The 16,910-nt window shown below is 66.0% G+C and carries 12 protein-coding genes and 1 pseudogene; 6 read left to right on the top strand and 7 right to left on the bottom strand.

What is annotated here, in order from left to right; translation table 11 throughout:
- Positions 1-3: 3 nt before the first annotated feature.
- The 3 genes from B4400_RS05665 to B4400_RS05655 form a co-directional block, all read right to left on the bottom strand.
- Entirely contained in the window at positions 4-807 is an 804-nt protein-coding gene (locus tag B4400_RS05665) for a transglutaminase-like domain-containing protein (protein WP_078307381.1), read from the bottom strand.
- Positions 808-936: 129 nt separating this feature from the next.
- Positions 937-1,815, bottom strand: coding sequence for a formylglycine-generating enzyme family protein (locus B4400_RS05660; protein ID WP_078307383.1), 879 nt, complete (start codon positions 1,813-1,815; stop codon positions 937-939).
- A 17-nt stretch (positions 1,816-1,832) separates the two neighbouring features.
- Positions 1,833-3,260, bottom strand: coding sequence for a DoxX family protein (locus B4400_RS05655; RefSeq protein ID WP_078307385.1), 1,428 nt, complete (start codon positions 3,258-3,260; stop codon positions 1,833-1,835).
- Positions 3,261-3,337: 77 nt separating this feature from the next.
- Between B4400_RS05655 and B4400_RS05650 the strand changes: the two genes are divergently transcribed.
- The gene (locus B4400_RS05650; protein WP_078299721.1) at positions 3,338-3,757 is read left to right on the top strand and encodes an MmpS family transport accessory protein; all 420 of its coding nucleotides are present in this window, start codon (positions 3,338-3,340) and stop codon (positions 3,755-3,757) included.
- On the opposite strand, the pseudogene B4400_RS05645 reads toward B4400_RS05650, so the two are convergent.
- Positions 3,750-4,504, bottom strand: a pseudogene (locus B4400_RS05645) (alpha/beta fold hydrolase). The gene B4400_RS05650 and the pseudogene B4400_RS05645 overlap by 8 nt on opposite strands.
- 23 nt (positions 4,505-4,527) lie before the next feature.
- On the opposite strand from B4400_RS05645, the gene B4400_RS05640 reads away from it, so the two are divergent.
- The 5 genes from B4400_RS05640 (at position 4,528) to B4400_RS05620 (ending at position 9,884) form a co-directional block, all read left to right on the top strand.
- Positions 4,528-5,235 carry a L,D-transpeptidase family protein gene (locus B4400_RS05640; protein WP_078307389.1) on the top strand — a complete coding sequence of 236 codons (708 nt, stop codon included), beginning with the start codon at positions 4,528-4,530 and terminating at the stop codon, positions 5,233-5,235.
- A 43-nt stretch (positions 5,236-5,278) separates the two neighbouring features.
- Positions 5,279-5,959 (top strand): L,D-transpeptidase family protein, encoded by a 681-nt coding sequence (locus tag B4400_RS05635; protein WP_139360142.1) that lies wholly within the window; start codon positions 5,279-5,281, stop codon positions 5,957-5,959.
- Between the two features lie 51 nt (positions 5,960-6,010).
- A complete protein-coding gene (gene dcd / locus B4400_RS05630; RefSeq protein WP_078293146.1) occupies positions 6,011-6,580 on the top strand; it encodes a dCTP deaminase in 570 nt (189 codons plus the stop codon).
- A gap of 117 nt (positions 6,581-6,697) precedes the next feature.
- Positions 6,698-8,443, top strand: coding sequence for a DUF7159 family protein (locus tag B4400_RS05625; RefSeq protein WP_078307391.1), 1,746 nt, complete (start codon positions 6,698-6,700; stop codon positions 8,441-8,443).
- Positions 8,444-8,540: 97 nt separating this feature from the next.
- The gene (locus B4400_RS05620; protein WP_078307393.1) at positions 8,541-9,884 is read left to right on the top strand and encodes a UDP-glucose dehydrogenase family protein; all 1,344 of its coding nucleotides are present in this window, start codon (positions 8,541-8,543) and stop codon (positions 9,882-9,884) included.
- 85 nt (positions 9,885-9,969) lie between these two features.
- Here B4400_RS05620 and B4400_RS05615 read toward each other — a convergent pair whose 3' ends face one another.
- The 3 genes from B4400_RS05615 to iniR all read right to left on the bottom strand — a co-directional run bounded on the left by B4400_RS05615 (position 9,970) and on the right by iniR (position 16,875).
- A complete protein-coding gene (locus B4400_RS05615; RefSeq protein WP_078307395.1) occupies positions 9,970-11,280 on the bottom strand; it encodes a pyridoxal phosphate-dependent aminotransferase in 1,311 nt (436 codons plus the stop codon).
- A gap of 7 nt (positions 11,281-11,287) precedes the next feature.
- A complete protein-coding gene (locus B4400_RS05610; protein WP_078355996.1) occupies positions 11,288-14,317 on the bottom strand; it encodes a (Fe-S)-binding protein in 3,030 nt (1,009 codons plus the stop codon).
- 161 nt (positions 14,318-14,478) lie between these two features.
- Positions 14,479-16,875: an isoniazid response ATPase/transcriptional regulator IniR gene (gene iniR, locus B4400_RS05605; protein WP_212566636.1), complete on the bottom strand. Its 2,397-nt coding sequence runs from the start codon at positions 16,873-16,875 to the stop codon at positions 14,479-14,481.
- Positions 16,876-16,910: the final 35 nt, after the last annotated feature.

Below are 16,910 nucleotides of genomic sequence, written 5' to 3'. Positions count from 1 at the left end.
GTGTCATCGCAGGGAGACCAGCTGATCGACGTGATCCTCGGGTAGGTCACCGTCGACCACGGCGGTGACGAACGATTGGTTCAATACGATCTGCCCACCGTGGTTGTCGAGGAACGCCGTGTCTGCGGCGTCGCGACCGGTGGTGATGCGAACCATCGTTTGTCGCGGTGCCAGACAGGTCGCGTCCACCACCTGCCAACGGTTGTCGACGACTGCCTCGGCAACAGCGTGAAAGTCCATGGGGTCGCAACCCGGCGCATATACCGCGACGAGCCGGGCCGGTACCTTGACGGCTCGAAGCAGCGCCACCACGAGGTGTGCGTAGTCGCGGCAGACCCCTGCCGCCGCCAGGAGGGTGTCGACGGCGCCGTCGATGGGATCGCTCGATCCCGGTGAATACGTCAACCGGGACCCGACCCAGGAGGAGACCTTCTCCAGCAGCACCGTGGGGTCGGTGTGATCACCGAATTCGGTTGCCGCGAAACCGTAGAACTTGTCGGCCTCGGCGTAGCGGCTCGGCCGCAAGTACGTCGACAGGTCCGCGGCCTCGACGGGCACTTCGTCGGCCTGTCCGAGAATGGTTGCCGTGTAAGAGACTTTGAGGTTTCCCTGCCCGACATCGAGCCGGTGAATACGGTTGCCGTGCTCGCCCGCGACCTCCTGGGCCTCCACCTGCTGTCCGTTCAGCTCCAGCGACAAGCTCTCCGTCACCTGGGCGCCGGGTAGCGGCGACACAGCGATCTGGAACTCCAATGTTGATGGCGCCAAGATGTCGACGTCGAGTTGGGCTCCAACATCACGTTTCATACAGTTCCTCCCACAAGTCAATACGATGATGTGCGTTGCCGTCAGACCGGATCAGTCTGACATCGGAACCATCGGCCCGCTTGCTGCTAGTGGCGCCCTGCGGTGGTGGGTGCCAGTACAGGGTATGTGTTACGCCCGGCTCTCCACGCAGCGGAATCCAATATGGGTCGTCGCACTGTCCTGAGACTGTGGCGAGCGCGCCGCGGGACGATAGCGGTGGCAGTACTCGGGCGCGCACAAATGCGAGCCACCCTTGAGTGCCTGGATCACCGACGGGTCGGGGTTATCGGAAGGGCTGCAGCACGACGTGGGGGCATCTGGGCCGGGTTCGAATCGCGTCGAGGTCCATTCCCAGACATTGCCGATCATGTCGAGAAGGCCGAATTGGTTCGGTGGGAACGTGCCGACGGGGGAGGTACCGCGCCAGCCCAGTGCGCCGTCGTTGCGATACGGGAACCTGCCTTGCCAGGTATTGGCCATCAGTTGCCCTCCGGGGGACACCTCGTCGCCCCACGCGTAAGTTGTATCGCCGCCACCGCGCGCGGCGTACTCCCATTCGGTCTCGGTGGGCAGCCGCCTGCCCGCCCAGCGGGCGTAGGCCGCCGCATCGGTGTACGCCACCTGGACGACGGGATAGTTTGCGGCGCTGTCGATATCGCTGCCCGGCCCGGTTGGCTGCCGCCAGTAGGCGCCCGGAACCCAGTCCCACCACTGCTGCCAGTCGTGCAAATTCACCGGGCCGCTGGTTGCCCTGAACACCATCGCCCCGGGGACCAGATCGTCGGGTGAGGCGCCTGGGTAGAGGGCCGGATCGGGGGCACGTTCGGCGACAGTCACGTGGCCGGTCTGGGCGACAAACTCCGCGAACTGAGCGTTGGTGACAAGGTGCCGTTCGATAGCGAAGGCACCGACCGACGCGCTGCGTGCGGGCCGTTCCTCGGGGTAGAAATTGTTGCAGCCCATGGAAAATGGCCCACCCGGTAGCTCCACTAGCTCGGTCAGTGCCATCCACCCGTTCTATCAGATCACCGGTTGTAGGGCTCCTCCTGCACCCAGTTGAAACCGCGCTCGACAAGCGGGAACGACGCGGGGTCCATCCTGGTGACGCGCAGATGGACTGTGTGACCCGCGTAATCGTCACCGTCGACAATCATCTGATTCGGTTGTCCGGGCCACCAGTAGGTGAGCCTGATCCGCACCGGGGTCTCCCGGTATGTGCCCAGCTCGATCCGGTGACTGAGATCGATGAAGTGCTTGCGCGCATCGATGGTGCCGCCGAAGACCTCGAACGAATCGTCCATGCGTTGTACCGTCACCATCACCGGCGCGGATACATGAAAAGGTCTGTCGAATATGACTCTGCGCCAACGGATTTTGTCGGTAATCAACGGATCGCGCGGATACCCCTCGGACGAGAACGTCTCCACCTGCCAGATGCCATACAGGTTGGGCGTGGGTCTGGTGAACTGCTGCCACCCTTGTCCGCCGAAAGCCGCCAACAGCGCAAGGCCCACCACCAGCTGGGCCGCCAGCGCGATCCGGTTGGCTCGGGGGCGCGCGAACAACTGCGGCATGGTCGCTGCTGGAACCGCGCGGTCGGTGAAGAACGCCGTGAACAGCCGTTGTGCATAGGGAGCCAGCAGGAACAGGCTCAACAGCAGCAGCTGCGAGGACACCGTTTTGAGGCGGATGTCGTAGGTCATGTTGAGCAGGAAGACCTGCGTCAGGTCGACCACACACACCAGCGCCCCGGCTGCGGTGGTGCGGGGCAGCAGCAGGAGCAAGCCACCGAATACCTCGGCCAGACCGAGCAGGATCTGATACGGCTGCGAGATACCCACCTGTGCCCACAGCACACCGGCCGGACTGAAGTTTCCATACGGCTCCACGAGCCGGTTGAGTACGAAGGGCATCTGCGTCGGGATCACCTTCGCCATCCCGAAATAGAACATCGCGGTGGCGAGTACCAGCCGCAGGATTGTCCATATCCAGGCCTGCAGGCGGTCGTAGCGTTGGCGTCCCCGATCGAGCACAGTCCAGGTCGCTGTCGCGACGGCGGCCAGGAAGGCGATGCAGAACAGCGCCGTCCATTGGAACGCGCTATCGCTACCCACCTGGGTGCTCTGCACGCTCAGGCCCAGGAGATGTTCGCCGATCCATGCGATCGGTGCCCTCGCGGCGTGGAACAGACCGCGAATCACCGACCACGGGCCGTCGATCCCGATGCCCTTCAGGATGACCGGGATGAGACCGATCGCCACGACCAGCCCGAACGTTCCGAAGTAGCAGGTCCCGAGGCGAAAGGCGACCAGCGTCGCGGTACCCCACACCGGCGCTTCGTCGTCGTCGCGGACCGGGTCATCCAGGTCGGTGCCCCCCGTATTGCTCATTACCCCATCGTCCGGACCGATCGGCGTTTGCTCAAGTAGACGGGCGGAAGTGCTCTCGATCACGGCCTCAGCAGACGCCCAGAAAATCCCTGTAGCCTGCCTAACGATCTGTAAACCTAACTGACATCTCGAGGTGTTCCATGACCGTCCGTCAATTACTTGCCGCGTCTGCCGTGGCCTCAGCCGCTGCGCTCAGCTTCCCCGCGGCGGCACACGCGGATGACAAGACGGTGACCTACGAGGTCATCTCGTCCACCGCCACCACGGCCAACGTCCAGTACTGGGACGGCACCGAGATGCAGCCCGCCGACGGCGTGACCCTGCCCTGGAAGGTCGACGCGACCGTCGGCGATCTGTCCCGTGGCGCCAAGATTCCCAACCATGCGGAGGTCAAGGCCGACTGGCGTTCCACCGCGACCCCGGACGCCGCCGTGACGGTGCGCATCTATCTGAACGACAAGGTGGTCTGCCAGAGCACGACCGGCACCGGAGAGGCCGACTGTAACTACGCGACCTTCTCGTCGTTCATGGACATGGCCCCGCCGGCGCCGCCTAAGTAGTCACCCGATCGATGTGCGCGAGGAAGTGCGTGAGCACCGCCTCGGGCGCCTCGATCTGTGGCCAATGGCCAATGTTGTCGTCGAGTAGCACGACGTCGGGGTCGTGAATGACCTCGAGATAGCGCTCGGCCATGTGCAATCCGGAGTTCGGGTCGATCGGTCCGTCGATCATCCGCAGGGCTTGGTGTCGGGGCCGAACATCTCGCTCACGGCGGCATCCAGGATCCGGCGCGACACCGGCGTGCCCTGGAATCTGCTGACCAAGTCGCCCAACGGTGTTCGTGACATCAAGGTCTGGGCGATCCGGGGACGGTAGGCCTCGATGAACAGCCCGCCGTTGAGCCACGTCACCGAGTCGATGGGTACCCGGCCGCGCGATTGTTCCTCGAATTCGAAGCGCGCCAACAACTCCTGGCCGACGGAGTTGCCCAGATCGTGGGTGAGCAGGTGCACCCGTTCGATGCCCAGATAGGACAGCAGCGCCTCATGCATATCGGCGTGATCGAGAACCGAGTATCCGTACTGGACGGGCTTGTCGGAAAAGCCCATGCCGATCATGTCCGGTGCGATGACGGTGAACCGCTGCACCAACTCGGGCCAGAGGAGGGTCCAATCCCATGAATTGAACGGATAGCCGTGGATGAGTAGCAGGGGAGGCCCGCTGCCCTCGATGCGGTAGAAGATGTCGAAACCCAGGTAATCGAAGTAGTGCCCGGCGGCTTTCCATTCTTCGAGCTCGGCGTCCATGGCCGAACTATACCGATCGGTCTGTGGCGCAACCGTGTCCCAACCTTGAAGGATTCGAGAACAACATCGGCGAAGATGGTCTCGTGTTCCGTCCTGTGACGCTGCTGTGTGCGGCCCTCCTCGCCCTGGCTACCTCAACATCTGCTGCCGCGGAACCCTTCGTGCCCTGGTTCGCCCAGTCCGTCGGCAACGCGACGCAGGTGGTCGCGGTCAACGGCGCGGGCGGCTCCAAGGCCAAGATCGACGTGTTCCAGCGCAGCGGCAACGAATGGAAGGCCGTGTCCACGGGAATCCCCGCGCATGTGGGCTCGGCCGGATTTATCGACAAGGCACGCGAAGGGGCGTCGGCCACCCCCAACGGCGTCTACTCGCTGGACTGGGCCTTTGGTACTGCGCCGCCGCCCCCGAGCGGTCTGCGGTACGTCCAGGTCGGACCGAACGACTGGTGGGACGGGGATAGCAACAGCCCCACCTACAACACGCATCAGCAGTGCGCCAAGGCCGAGTGCCCGTTCAACACTTCACAGAGCGAGAACCTGCCGATCCCGCAGTACAAGCACGCCATCGTCATGGGTGTGAACAAGGACAGAGTGCCCGGTGGCGGCTCGGCCTTCTTCGTCCACACCACCGACGGTGGGCCGACCGCGGGCTGCGTATCCCTGGACGACGGGATGCTCGTGCAATTGATCGGCTGGCTGCGGCCGGGTGCGGTCATTGCCGTTAAAGGTTAGTTACTGACAGGCGTTTTCCAGGTTGAGCCAGCACCATGGATGAGTGTCCCCGATCCGTCTGCTGCCGCTGAGCCTTGTGCTTCTGGCGGGTGCGTGCGGCACCGGTCCTGGGGTGCGCCCGGTCGCGGTCGTTCCGGCCGCGGCGGCGCAGGCCACGCAGCCGCCGTGGTTTGCCGAATCTGTCGGTACCGCAACACAAGTGGTATCGGTCCAGGGAACCGGCGGTACCAAGGCCGTCATCGGTATCTGGCAGCGAGCGGGTAATACCTGGGAGCCTGTCGAACAGAACCTTCCCTCCGATGTCGGCGCGGCCGGGTTCGCGGACACCGCCAGCGACGACAATCCAGCGACCCCCACGGGCGTCTTCAGCCTGGACTACGCCTTTGGCACCGAACCGTCGGTGGCGCACGGCCTGGATTATCTGCAGGTGGACGCCGACGATTGGTGGAACGGCGATCCCGCCAGCCCGGGTTACAACACGCACCAGCGTTGCGCTCAATCCGCGTGTGCTTTTGACACGTCGCTGAGTGAAGAGCTCGACGGCTACCCGCGCGCGATCGTCATGGGCGTCAACGCATCGCATACCCCCGGCGCCGGATCGGCGTTCTTCGTGCACGCCTCCGACGGCGGCCCCTCGGCCGGATGCGTGACGCTGGACGATGCCGCGCTGGTTCGACTTATCGGCTGGCTGCGGCCGGGAGCCGTCATCGCCATCAAGGGGTAGGTGCGCCGCCCGAACCTCTTCATGCGGGCGGCCCATCGGTAGGCTGCTCGCGTGCTGCTGTCCGATCGCGATATTCGCGCCGAGCTTGACGCTGGGCGCCTTGGCATCGAGCCCCTTGATCCCGCCCTCATCCAGCCGTCGAGCATCGACGTTCGGCTCGACAGCCTGTTCCGGGTGTTCAACAACACCCGCTACACGCATATCGACCCCAAAGAACGCCAGGATGAGCTGACCAGTCTGGTTGAGCCGGACGAGGGTGAGCCGTTTGTACTGCATCCGGGTGAATTCGTGCTCGGGTCCACGCTGGAGATCTGCTCGCTGCCCGACGACCTTGCCGGACGGCTGGAAGGAAAGTCCTCGCTGGGGCGGCTCGGGCTGTTGACTCACTCCACCGCCGGATTCATCGACCCCGGATTTTCCGGACACATCACCTTGGAGCTTTCGAACGTCGCCAACCTGCCGATCACGCTGTGGCCGGGCATGAAGATCGGGCAGCTTTGCCTGCTGCGCCTGACGTCTCCGGCCGAGCACCCGTATGGAAGTGCCGGGGTAGGGTCGAAGTACCAGGGGCAGCGCGGTCCGACCCCGTCGCGCTCCTACCAGAACTTCATCGACCCCTAACCGGGGGTAACGGGGAAACGCGCCGTACCGATACACAATCGGCAACAACTCGAACTTTTTGACGGCCTTGGCGCGTTTGTTCGGGTGCCCCTGTCGATATGTAGCGGAGGATCTGACGTGGACGTCGTACTTGGTGTCGCTATGACACCGACGACTGCCCGGCTGGTACTGGTCGAGGGCGCGGGTGCGGACGGCAGGATCGTCGACACCGACACCATCATCGTTTCCGACGGCGAAGGCTCCGCCTCCGAACAGGTACTTTCCGCCATCGTGGGCACCCGTGACGGCATGCTCGACGGCGGCCATCACCTGGTGTCCACCGGCGTGGTGTGGAGCGATCACGCCCAAGCCGCCGAGCTACGCGATTCGCTGGCCAGCCGCGGGATCGACGGTGTCGGATTCTTCTCCGCGCTGCATGCAGGCGGGGCGCTGGCCAAGGCGGCCAGCAATGTGACCGGGTACGACAAATCGGCACTGCTGGTCATCGAGCCGGAGAACGCGACGCTCGCGGTGGTGGACTCCGCCGACGGCTCCATCGTCGGTCTGGCCAGCGAGCCGCTCATCACCGGAGTTACCCCCGGGGTGCTGGCAAGCCTGGTGAATCCACTCAAGGGTCACGAGAACGCACCCGACGGAGTGTTCTTGCTGGGCCTGGGCACTGATGTCTCCGATCTCACCGATCCGCTGGGCGAGGCGATCTCGCTGCCGGTGAATTCTCCGGACCAGCCCGAGCTGGCGCTTGCCCGTGGTGCCGCGCTGGCGTCGGCGCAGGAACCGGATTTCGAGGCCAACACCGCGCTGCTGGGGCAGGCTTACTCGCTCGAAGGGCCCACCGGAACAGGCTTCGTGCACCCCGACGCCGTGACCGAGAGCGCCAGCGAGCCGGGGGAAGCGCAGACCGACCTGCGCGAGTACGAGGACTTCGATGACCAACCCGCCGAACGCAAACCGTTCCTCCTGGTGGGTGCGCCATTGCTGCTGGTCTTCGGCATTTGTTCGATAGCGCTTGCCGTCTCGCTGACAGTGACGGTGCGCTCCACGGTGGACCAGGGGCCGTCCTCGCCGGACCGCGCCGTCGTGCAGAACCCGGTGCAAAACGCGTTGCCGCCGGAGGCCCCCCAACAACCACCACCGGCACCGGTGGTGGAGGCACCCGCGCCCGCCGCACCCGCTCCCGTACAGCAGGTGGTGGTGGCTCCGGCGCCGCAGCGCAACCCCGCGCCGGCGGCCCCCAAGCCCGCGGCTCCCGCACCTGTTCAGCCGGCGCCGCAGGCACCGGCGCCCGTACCGGAGGCACCTCCGGCACCCGCCGCACCTGCTCCGGAGGAGCCCGCGCCCGCCGCGCCGCCGCCCGCCATCGTGCCGGTGCCGATTCCGTTGTTCCCGCCGGTGTGGGAGCAGCCGCGGCGCCAGGAGAATCCGTGGTGGCCGGACCGCAACCGCCCGACGTACACGCCCCCTGCCCAGACTCAGCAGCCGCCGATTATCTCGATTCCCGGCCTGCCGCCGATCGGGGGCGGCAACCCCGATAGCGGTTCCCACAGCGGATCGCGTGGTGGTTCGGGTCGCGGTGGTTGGGGCGACGACGGAAATTCGCGTGGTGGCTCGGACAGCGGTCGCGGCGGCTGGGGTGACAGCGGCTCGCGCGGCGGTTCGGACAGCGGCTCACGTGGTGGTGGCTCCGATAGTGGGTCCTCACGCGGCGGCTGGGGCGATAACGGCGGGTCCCGCGGTGGCTGGGGCGACGGCGGCAGTTCGCGCGGTGGCTGGGGCGACAGCGGCGGCTCTCACGGCGGCGGATCGGGCAGCGGGTCCGGCGGCGGCTCGAACTCGGGGTTCCCCTGGCCGTTTGGCGGGCATTAATCCCTGATTCACAATGCTTTTCGCCGTACACCCGGCGTTAGGACACCGATGGTGCGGCGTATCCAGGTTGCTAACCCTGGAGGCCTATATAGGCAGTATGCGATGCACCGTTTTCGGAACCGGATACCTCGGAGCTACCCATGCCGCCTGCATGGCCGAGCTTGGTCATGAGGTGCTCGGCGTCGACATTGACCCAGGCAAGGTCGCCAAGCTCTCCGGCGGCGACATCCCGTTTTACGAGCCCGGGCTGCGAAAGATACTGCAGAGCAACATCGCAGCCGGGCGGCTGCGCTTCACCACGAGCTATGCCGAGGCCGCCGAATTCGCCGATGTGCACTTTCTGGGTGTCGGTACGCCGCAGAAGAAGGGTGAATACGGAGCGGACCTGTGCTACGTCCACGCCGTGATCGATACCTTGGTGCCGCTGCTCTCACGGACGGCGGTGATCATCGGCAAGTCGACCGTCCCCGTGGGTACCGCACGCGAACTGGGCCAGCGGGCAGCAGGATTCGCGGCCGAGGGCGTTGATGTCGAGGTGGCCTGGAACCCCGAGTTCCTGCGCGAAGGCTTCGCCGTCAAGGACACCCTGCACCCGGACCGCATCGTGCTGGGTGTGCAGCAGGATTCTGACCGCGCCGAGAAGCTCGTTCGCGAACTGTACGGGCCGATCCTCGACGAGGAAGTTCCCTTCCTGGTCACCGATCTGGAAACCGCTGAATTGGTGAAGGTTTCGGCCAACGCCTTCCTGGCGACCAAGATTTCCTTCATCAACGCCATCTCGGAGGTGTGCGAGGCGGTGGGCGCCGATGTGACCACCCTGGCGGACGCGCTCGGATACGACCCGCGCATTGGCCGACGATTCCTCAACGCGGGCCTGGGTTTCGGCGGCGGATGCCTGCCCAAGGACATCCGGGCCTTCATGGCCCGCGCGGGCGAGCTGGGCGCCAGCCATGCCCTGACTTTTCTGCGCGAGGTCGACAGCATCAACATGCGCCGCCGCACCCGGATGGTGGAGCTCGCCACCAAGGCCTGCGGTGGATCGCTACTCGGTGCCAACATCGCGGTGCTGGGTGCGGCCTTTAAGCCGGAGTCGGACGATGTGCGCGACTCGCCCGCACTCAACGTCGCCGGTCTGCTGCAGCTCAATGGCGCGGCAGTCAACGTGTACGACCCGAAGGCCCTGGACAATTCACGCCGGCTGTTCCCGACGCTGAACTACGCCACCTCGGTGCTGGAGGCCGCCGACCGTGCCGATGCCGTGCTGCTGCTCACCGAATGGCAGGAGTTCGTCGACTTCGACCCCGATGAGCTCGCCAAGGTTGTGCGCACCAAAGTCATTGTGGACGGCCGCAATTGCCTGGACGCCGCCAAGTGGGTCAACGCCGGATGGCGTGTGTTCTGCCTGGGTAAGCGTGTGGAAGAGCTGCCGCACGCCTCCTGACCCCAGATGCCGCGCCGACACGCCGCGTTCTGCGCGTCGCACTCGCGAAACGCGTCGAAAACCGGAGTGTCGGCGGAGGGCGCGGTTACTGGCGGTAGCTCGCCAGGAAGTTGCCCAGTCGCTCGATGGCGACCGCCAGGTCGCGGGCCCATGGCAACGTGACGATCCGAAGATGATCAGGCTCAGGCCAATTGAAGCCCGTGCCCTGTGTCAGCAGGATCTTCTCGTTGAGGAGCAGGTCCAGGACGAGCTGGTCATCATCGTGGATCTCGTGCACCTCGGGGTCCAGCCGCGGGAACGCGTAGAGCGCGCCCTTCGGCTTCACGCAGGAGACGCCGGGAATCTCGTTGAGCTTGGTCCAGGCCACATCGCGTTGCTCCAGCAGGCGACCGCCCGGCAGCACCAGGTCATCGATGCTCTGATGCCCGCCGAGCGCAACCTGAATCGCGTGTTGGGCAGGCACATTCGGGCATAGACGCATGTTGGCCAGGAGATTGACGCCCTCCAGCAGGCTGGCGGCGTGATCCTTGGGTCCGGTGATGGCCAGCCAGGCCGATCGGTAGCCCGCCACCCGGTACGCCTTGGACAGACCGTTGAAGGTGAAGCACAGCAGATCCGGGGCCAGCGATGCGACGCTGATGTGCTCGGCGTCGTCATAGAGGATCTTGTCGTAGATCTCGTCGGCCAGGAGCAGCAGCTGATGCTTGCGTGCCAGCGCCACCATCTTGGTGAGAATTTCGCGGGTGTACACGGCGCCGGTGGGGTTGTTCGGGTTGATGATGACCAGGGCCTTGGTGCGCTCGGTGATCTTGGATTCCAGATCCTCGATATCCGGCATCCAGCCGTTGGTCTCATCGCACAGGTAATGCACCGCGGTGCCGCCGGCCAACGAGGTTGCGGCAGTCCACAGCGGGTAGTCGGGGGCCGGGATGAGCACCTGGTCGCCGTTGTCGAGCAGCGCCTGGGTGGTCATGGTGATGAGCTCGGATACCCCGTTGCCCAGATAGACGTCGTCCACGTCCAGGTACGGGAATCCCTCGACCAGTTCATAGCGGGTCACCACCGCGCGCCGCGCGGGCAGGATGCCCTTGGAATCGGAGTACCCCTGCGCGTAGGGGAGCGCCTGGATGATGTCGCGCATGATGACATCGGGCGCCTCGAAGCCGAACGGCGCGGGGTTGCCGATGTTGAGCTTGAGGATGCGGTGCCCCTCGGCTTCCAGCCGGGCGGCGTGAGCGTGTACCGGACCCCTGATTTCGTACAGGACGTCTTGCAGCTTGGTGGACTGGGCAAAGACCCGTTGATGCTGCCGCGGCGAAAGACCGGGCACGCGCGGGGGCACGTCAGTCGGCAAGTTATCGGTACTCACGGTCTCAATGGTGGCATTGCTGTCCAGCCAATATCTAATTTCGGCGGCCGGGACGGCGTGCTCCCGGAGCCATACCCAGGCCCTTCACCGGTGGCTCCGGCGTCGTGTTGGCCTCGGGCGCCTCGTCCTCCGGGGCCGCAGCGGCCGGTTCCGGGGCGGACGCGGGCTGTTCGGGTTCCGGAGCCGGGGTAGCGGCCGCAGGAGCCGCCTTTTTGGCTCCGGGACGTCGCGCACCGGTGGCAATGCCGAGGCCCTTCACCGCGGGCTCTGGAGTGGCGGGTGCCGCCGCTGCCGCGGGTGCCGCTGCCGCCGGCTCGGACGTCGGCACGGCAGTCGGTGCCGCAGGAGCAGCCGCGGGGGCCGCTTTCTTGGCGCCCGGACGCTTAGCGCCGGTGGCCATGCCCAGTCCCTTGACGGGCGGTACGGGGGTGGCAGCTGCGGCCGGTGCCTCCGCTGGCTCCGATGGGGCGGAAGCAGCCTCGGCAGCAGGGGCCGGGGTGGCTTTCTTGGCACCTGGGCGCTTGGCGCCGCCCGCCATACCGAGTCCCTTGACGGGAGCGGCAGGCGCTGCGGGTGCAGCCGGTGTTTCGGTAGCGGCTTCTGCGGCCGGAGCGGCGGCCTTCTTAGCGCCGGGACGCTTGGCGCCGCCTGCCATGCCGAGTCCCTTGACGGGAGCGGCAGGCGCTGCGGGTGCAGCCGGTGTTTCGGTAGCGGCTTCTGCGGCCGGAGCGGCGGCCTTCTTGGCTCCCGGGCGCTTGGCGCCGCCCGCCACGCCGAGTCCCTTGACGGGAGCAGCGGGTGCGGCCGGCGCGGCGGCGGCCTGAACGGTTTCGGCCGCCGGAGCTTCTTCCTCGGCGACAACAGGTTCGGGCTCCGCGGTCTTGGTGGCAGCCCGCTCGGCTGCCGCGGCAGCGGCAGTTCCCTTGGCGGGCAAAGCCTTCCGGATTTCATCGGTGCGGCCCACGGATTCGAGCAACAGCTGTGCGACGTCGACGACCTCCACGGCCGCGGAATCGTCGCGGGCGGTCACGCCGTCGGTCAGCATCACGCGGCAGAACGGGCAGCCCGTCGCGATCTTGGAGGCGGGCGTGGCCAGGGCCTCGTCAACGCGATCGATGTTGATGCGCTTACCCAGCTGCTCTTCCATCCACATGCGGGCGCCACCGGCTCCACAGCACATGGAACGCTCTCCATGCCTTGGCATTTCAGTCAGCGCGGCGCCCGACGCGCCGATCAACTCACGTGGAGCGGTGTACACCTTGTTGTGGCGGCCCAGGTAGCACGGGTCGTGGTAGGTGACATCTTGTGAGACCGGTGCGACGGGCACCAGCTTCTTGTCGCGCACCAGCCGGTTCAGCAGCTGCGTGTGGTGCACCACCTGATAGTCGCCACCGACCTGCGGGTACTCATTGCCCAGGGCGTTGAAGCAGTGCGCACAGGTCACCACGATCTTGCGTTGCTTCTGCTCCACACCCTCGAACACCGAATTGAGCAGCTCGATGTTCTGCATGGCCAGCTGCTGGAACAGGAACTCGTTTCCGGCGCGGCGGGCCGAGTCGCCCGTGCATGTCTCGTCCGCGCCGAGCACCAGGAATTTGGTTCCGGCGAGTGCGAGCAGCTCGGCGACGGCCTTGGTGGTCTTCTTCGCGCGATCCTCGTAGGCACCCGCGCAGCCCACCCAGAACAAGTACTCGAAGTCAGCGAAGCTGTCGACGTCCTGACCGAAGACCGGTACGTCGAAGTCGACCTCGTCAATCCAGTTGAGGCGGTCCTTGGAGTTCTGGCCCCACGGATTGCCCTTGTTCTCGAGGTTCTTGAACAGGCCCGCGAGCTCGCCAGGGAATTCCGATTCGATGAGCACCTGGTAGCGGCGCATGTCGATGATGTGGTCCACGTGCTCGATATCGACGGGGCACTGCTCGACGCACGCTCCGCAGGTGGTGCAGCTCCACAGCACCTCGTGATCGATCACGGCACCCTCGCCGCCGACCAGCTGGCGCTCGCCCTCGGCGATCTCCGCCTCGCTCAGCTTGGACTTGTCCTCACCGGCCAGCAGATACGGCGCCTTGGCGTAGGTGTGGTCGCGCAGCGAGGTGATCAGAAGCTTGGGGGACAGCGGCTTGCCGGTGTTCCAGGCGGGGCACTGGCTCTGGCAGCGACCGCACTCGGTACACGTCGTGATGTCCAGCAAGTCCTTCCAGCTGAAGTCCTCGACCTTGCCGGCTCCGAAGGCGTCGACGTCGGGGTCGGCGCTCTCCATTTCCAGAACTTTGCCGCCGGACATCATCGGTTTGGCCGCTCCCAGCGCGACGCTGCCGTCGGCATTGCGCTTGAAGTAGATGTTGAAGAAGGCCGCGAAGCGGTGCCATGCCACACCCCAGACCAGCTTGCGTCCGACCAGCAGCAGGAACAGGCCGCCGGACACCATCTTGATGAATGCGAAGACCGAAACCATGATCGGGCTCGCCGGCAACAGCTGCGCGACGTTCATGGTGAAGAAGTCGGACGCGGCGTGGCCGCCACCGAACGTGGAAAGCTTCCCGGACTTCACCAGCACCATGCCCAGGCCCTCGACCAGCACGATCATTTCGATGGTGTACGCGGCGAAGAAATTGGAACCACCGAAGCGCGATAGCCGCTCGGGCTTCCGCGGGTGGTTGAGCTGCCGGATGATGATCAGCGTCACGATGCCGATGACGGTGCCGATACCCAGGATCTCGTCCCACAGGTGCCACAGGAACGTGTCGCCGATGATCGGCCAGTGGAACTCGGGATTGAAGGTCTGGCCGTAGGACTCGAAGTACAGCGGGAAGCCGCCCAGGAAGCCGACCATCACCAGCCAGTGCGCCCAGCCGACGGTGCGGAACTTGTTCATCCGGGTGTGCGCGACCACCTCGACGATGACGGTCTTGACGCGCGGGACGATCGGACGCCAGCGGGTGCGATCGGGCTGGCCGGAGAGGACGACACGGAGCATTTTGACGACGCCGCCGAAGAAGGAGCCCCAGGCAACCAGACTGAAGGTGACGCCGATGATTCCGAGAATGATCGTCGCGGTACTCACGGTGGTGCTGACCTCCCGGTCCCGAGAAGTTACTCGTCAGTAACAAGTGTAATGTTACTCGCGGGTAACTTATGTCCGATGCCCGGCCATCGTCGCATTGACAGGGCCGAAAGTCCTAGTCAGGCTTACCTAACCCGCCCAATGGGTGAACTTTCTCGCACTTATGTCGCCAAAATCGCGCGCAGCATCGAGAACATGTCCGAGCGCGATTCGGCGCCGAGCCGCCGCCGGATGCGCGCGACGTGATGCTCGACGGTCTTCGCTGAAATGAACAGCTGCGCACCGATATCGCGATAGGGCAGGCCTCGTAGCAGCAGCTCGGCAACCTCGCGCTCGCGATCGGAGAGCCGTGTCGATGTCGGCGATTGAGGAGCCGAGGAGGGCGGGGCGGTCCCGTCGGGGCTGTCGGTCGCGGCCGACGGCGCCCGCAGATCGCGGGCCAGTGCGAGCATCGCGGCGGCCACCTTCGGATCGTTCGCGTGCAGCGCGGCCTGGCTGGCCAGGCGGGTGGCATCCCAGCCCAGACCGGCGTCGGCCAGCATCCGTGCGGCGCCGTCCACCTCTGCGCCGTCCACCTGATCGGCCAGTACCCGCAGCCAGGTACGCCCGGCGGTCGCCAGCGTGCGTGCATACGGGCTGGATCCCGCGGCCGCGGCAAGCGCCTGCCCGTGCGGGGCGAGACTCTCGGGCGAATTGGTCAGGATCGCCGCGTGCACGCCTGCCCACCGCAGTGGCGCGGACCAGGCGATGGGATCGCCGAGCTGCCCCAGAACCGCGAACGCACGGTCGACATGGTGCGCCATCGCGTCCAGGGCGCGCAGCCGAGCCGCGGCCACCCAGAGCTCGCCGACGGGCAGCAGCGTGTAGAGGTCGATCGAATACGCCGACAAGGCATCCATGGAGGCCCGCCAATGCTGGCGCAGCGGACCGGTGTCTCCGTGACGGCGGGCGATGCCCGTCCGTAGTGATTCGGCGAACAGGCGGTCGCGGCGGGAGAGTTCGGCTTCGGCCCCGGGCAGCCATTGGGTGGCTCCGCTGAGGTCGCCGGACAACATGGCGATCCAGGCGGCGAGCAGCCGGTGCCGCACCGCGAAGACATCATGCGGCAGGTCGGTGCGGATCGCTCCGCTGAGAATGCTGCGGGCCCGTGCCGTATCGCCGCCGTGCAGCATGGTCAACGCCGCGAGGGCCACCGTGCTGTCTGGGGTGAAGGAAGGCATCGATGGCTGCTGTGTGACGGCCTGTCCCAGCAGCGACAGCGCCTCCTGGCTCCGATTCTCAACAGAGGCGATGACCCCCAGTGCGGCGTTTCGTGTCGCGGTGGCCGATGTCGTCGGTGCCGCTCCTACGTTGTCTTCCAGTGCTTTCCGCGCGCGCACCAACTGGCCGGTGCCGACGAAAACCGGCACCGCGGACAGGGCCGTCTGGCCGTCCAGATCCGAACCCAGCCAGTCGTACAAGGCGGCGGCCTGACCGGAGTCCCCGTTATGGCATGCGATGGCCGCCGCGATACGTACGGCTGCCGCGCGATGTCGTGGGTCGGTGGCGGTGAGCACCTCGTCGGCCTGCGCGGCGGCCCCCGCCAAGTCACCCGCGCGAGCCAGGGACTCGGCCAGTGGCACTCGGAGCGGGCCTGGCTGGGCGCCTGCTGCCAGGGCGGCCCGGTACAGATCGGCTGCGCTGAAGGGATCGGATTCGGTTGCCGCCCAGTCTGCTAACAGTCCAGCGATCGCCGGATCACGCAGTCCATGCGCTACCAGGGCCAGGGCCAAGTCGGCGGACACCGAACCGATGTCCAGCTGAGTGCGCAGCAGTGATCGCTCAAGATCGAGGTGCCGTGCCGCTCCGAGTAGTCGTGCGCAGCACCCGTGCACTCTCGACGCGAACGCGATCTGACCGGGACCGGGAACCAATCCGCTCGCCAGTGCCTCGTCAACCAGGTCTTCGGCATCGGAAAGCGTAAGTGCCGCAGCGATATCGGAGGCTCCTATGCCGGTGTCCAGGGACATCAGCAGCACGGCGGCCTGAGCCGGTGGCGATAGTCGGCGCAGTTGTTCGTCGATGCGGATATCGATCGCGCGCAGTGCCGATTCGAGTGGATCTGCCTCGCTCAGATGATCGATGGCCGCCGCCGTCAGAGCCAGCACACCGCCGGTGGCAGCGGCGATCTCCTCCGCAAAAGCAGCTGAGCGAGGCGAAAGCCGGGTGATATCACCCGTGGTCACGGGGTCGAGCGTGATGGAGGGTGACTCGCGCTCCAAGGCCTGAAAGAGGGCACGCAGGGCCGGATTGCGCCGGGGTGTCGCGGCCACGACCACGATCGCCGCCGGATCGGTCTCCACGACAGCGCGCAGGGTATCGAGTTGGCGCTCGGTCAGACAGTGGGCGTCGTCGATGACGAAGGGACCGGCCTTCCCGCCGGGCGCCGTCTCCGGGACGTGGTTGACCGGCGCTGAACCGGTGTTGCTCAAGACATCCCGAACCCGCGTCAGGACGGATGTCTTTCCGCTGCCTGCCGTGCCGGTGATGAGCACCTTCACGGAGCCGCCCGCGGACAACGCCTGCGTGATAGTCGTTATCGCCGAGGCGATTC

The organism is Mycobacterium sp. D16Q13, assembly GCF_002013375.1.
Taxonomy (GTDB): domain Bacteria; phylum Actinomycetota; class Actinomycetes; order Mycobacteriales; family Mycobacteriaceae; genus Mycobacterium.
The sequence above is the reverse complement of the archived record's forward strand: the minus strand, read 5'-3'. Positions and strand labels throughout refer to the sequence as shown.

What these genes read in the sequence shown, in the direction of transcription:
- B4400_RS05665 (WP_078307381.1), bottom strand. Translation starts at nt 807, where the DNA reads ATGAAACGTGATGTTGGAGCCCAACTCGACGTCGACATCTTGGCGCCA.
- B4400_RS05660 (WP_078307383.1), bottom strand. Translation starts at nt 1,815, where the DNA reads ATGGCACTGACCGAGCTAGTGGAGCTACCGGGTGGGCCATTTTCCATG.
- B4400_RS05650 (WP_078299721.1), top strand. Translation starts at nt 3,338, where the DNA reads ATGACCGTCCGTCAATTACTTGCCGCGTCTGCCGTGGCCTCAGCCGCT.
- B4400_RS05620 (WP_078307393.1), top strand. Translation starts at nt 8,541, where the DNA reads ATGCGATGCACCGTTTTCGGAACCGGATACCTCGGAGCTACCCATGCC.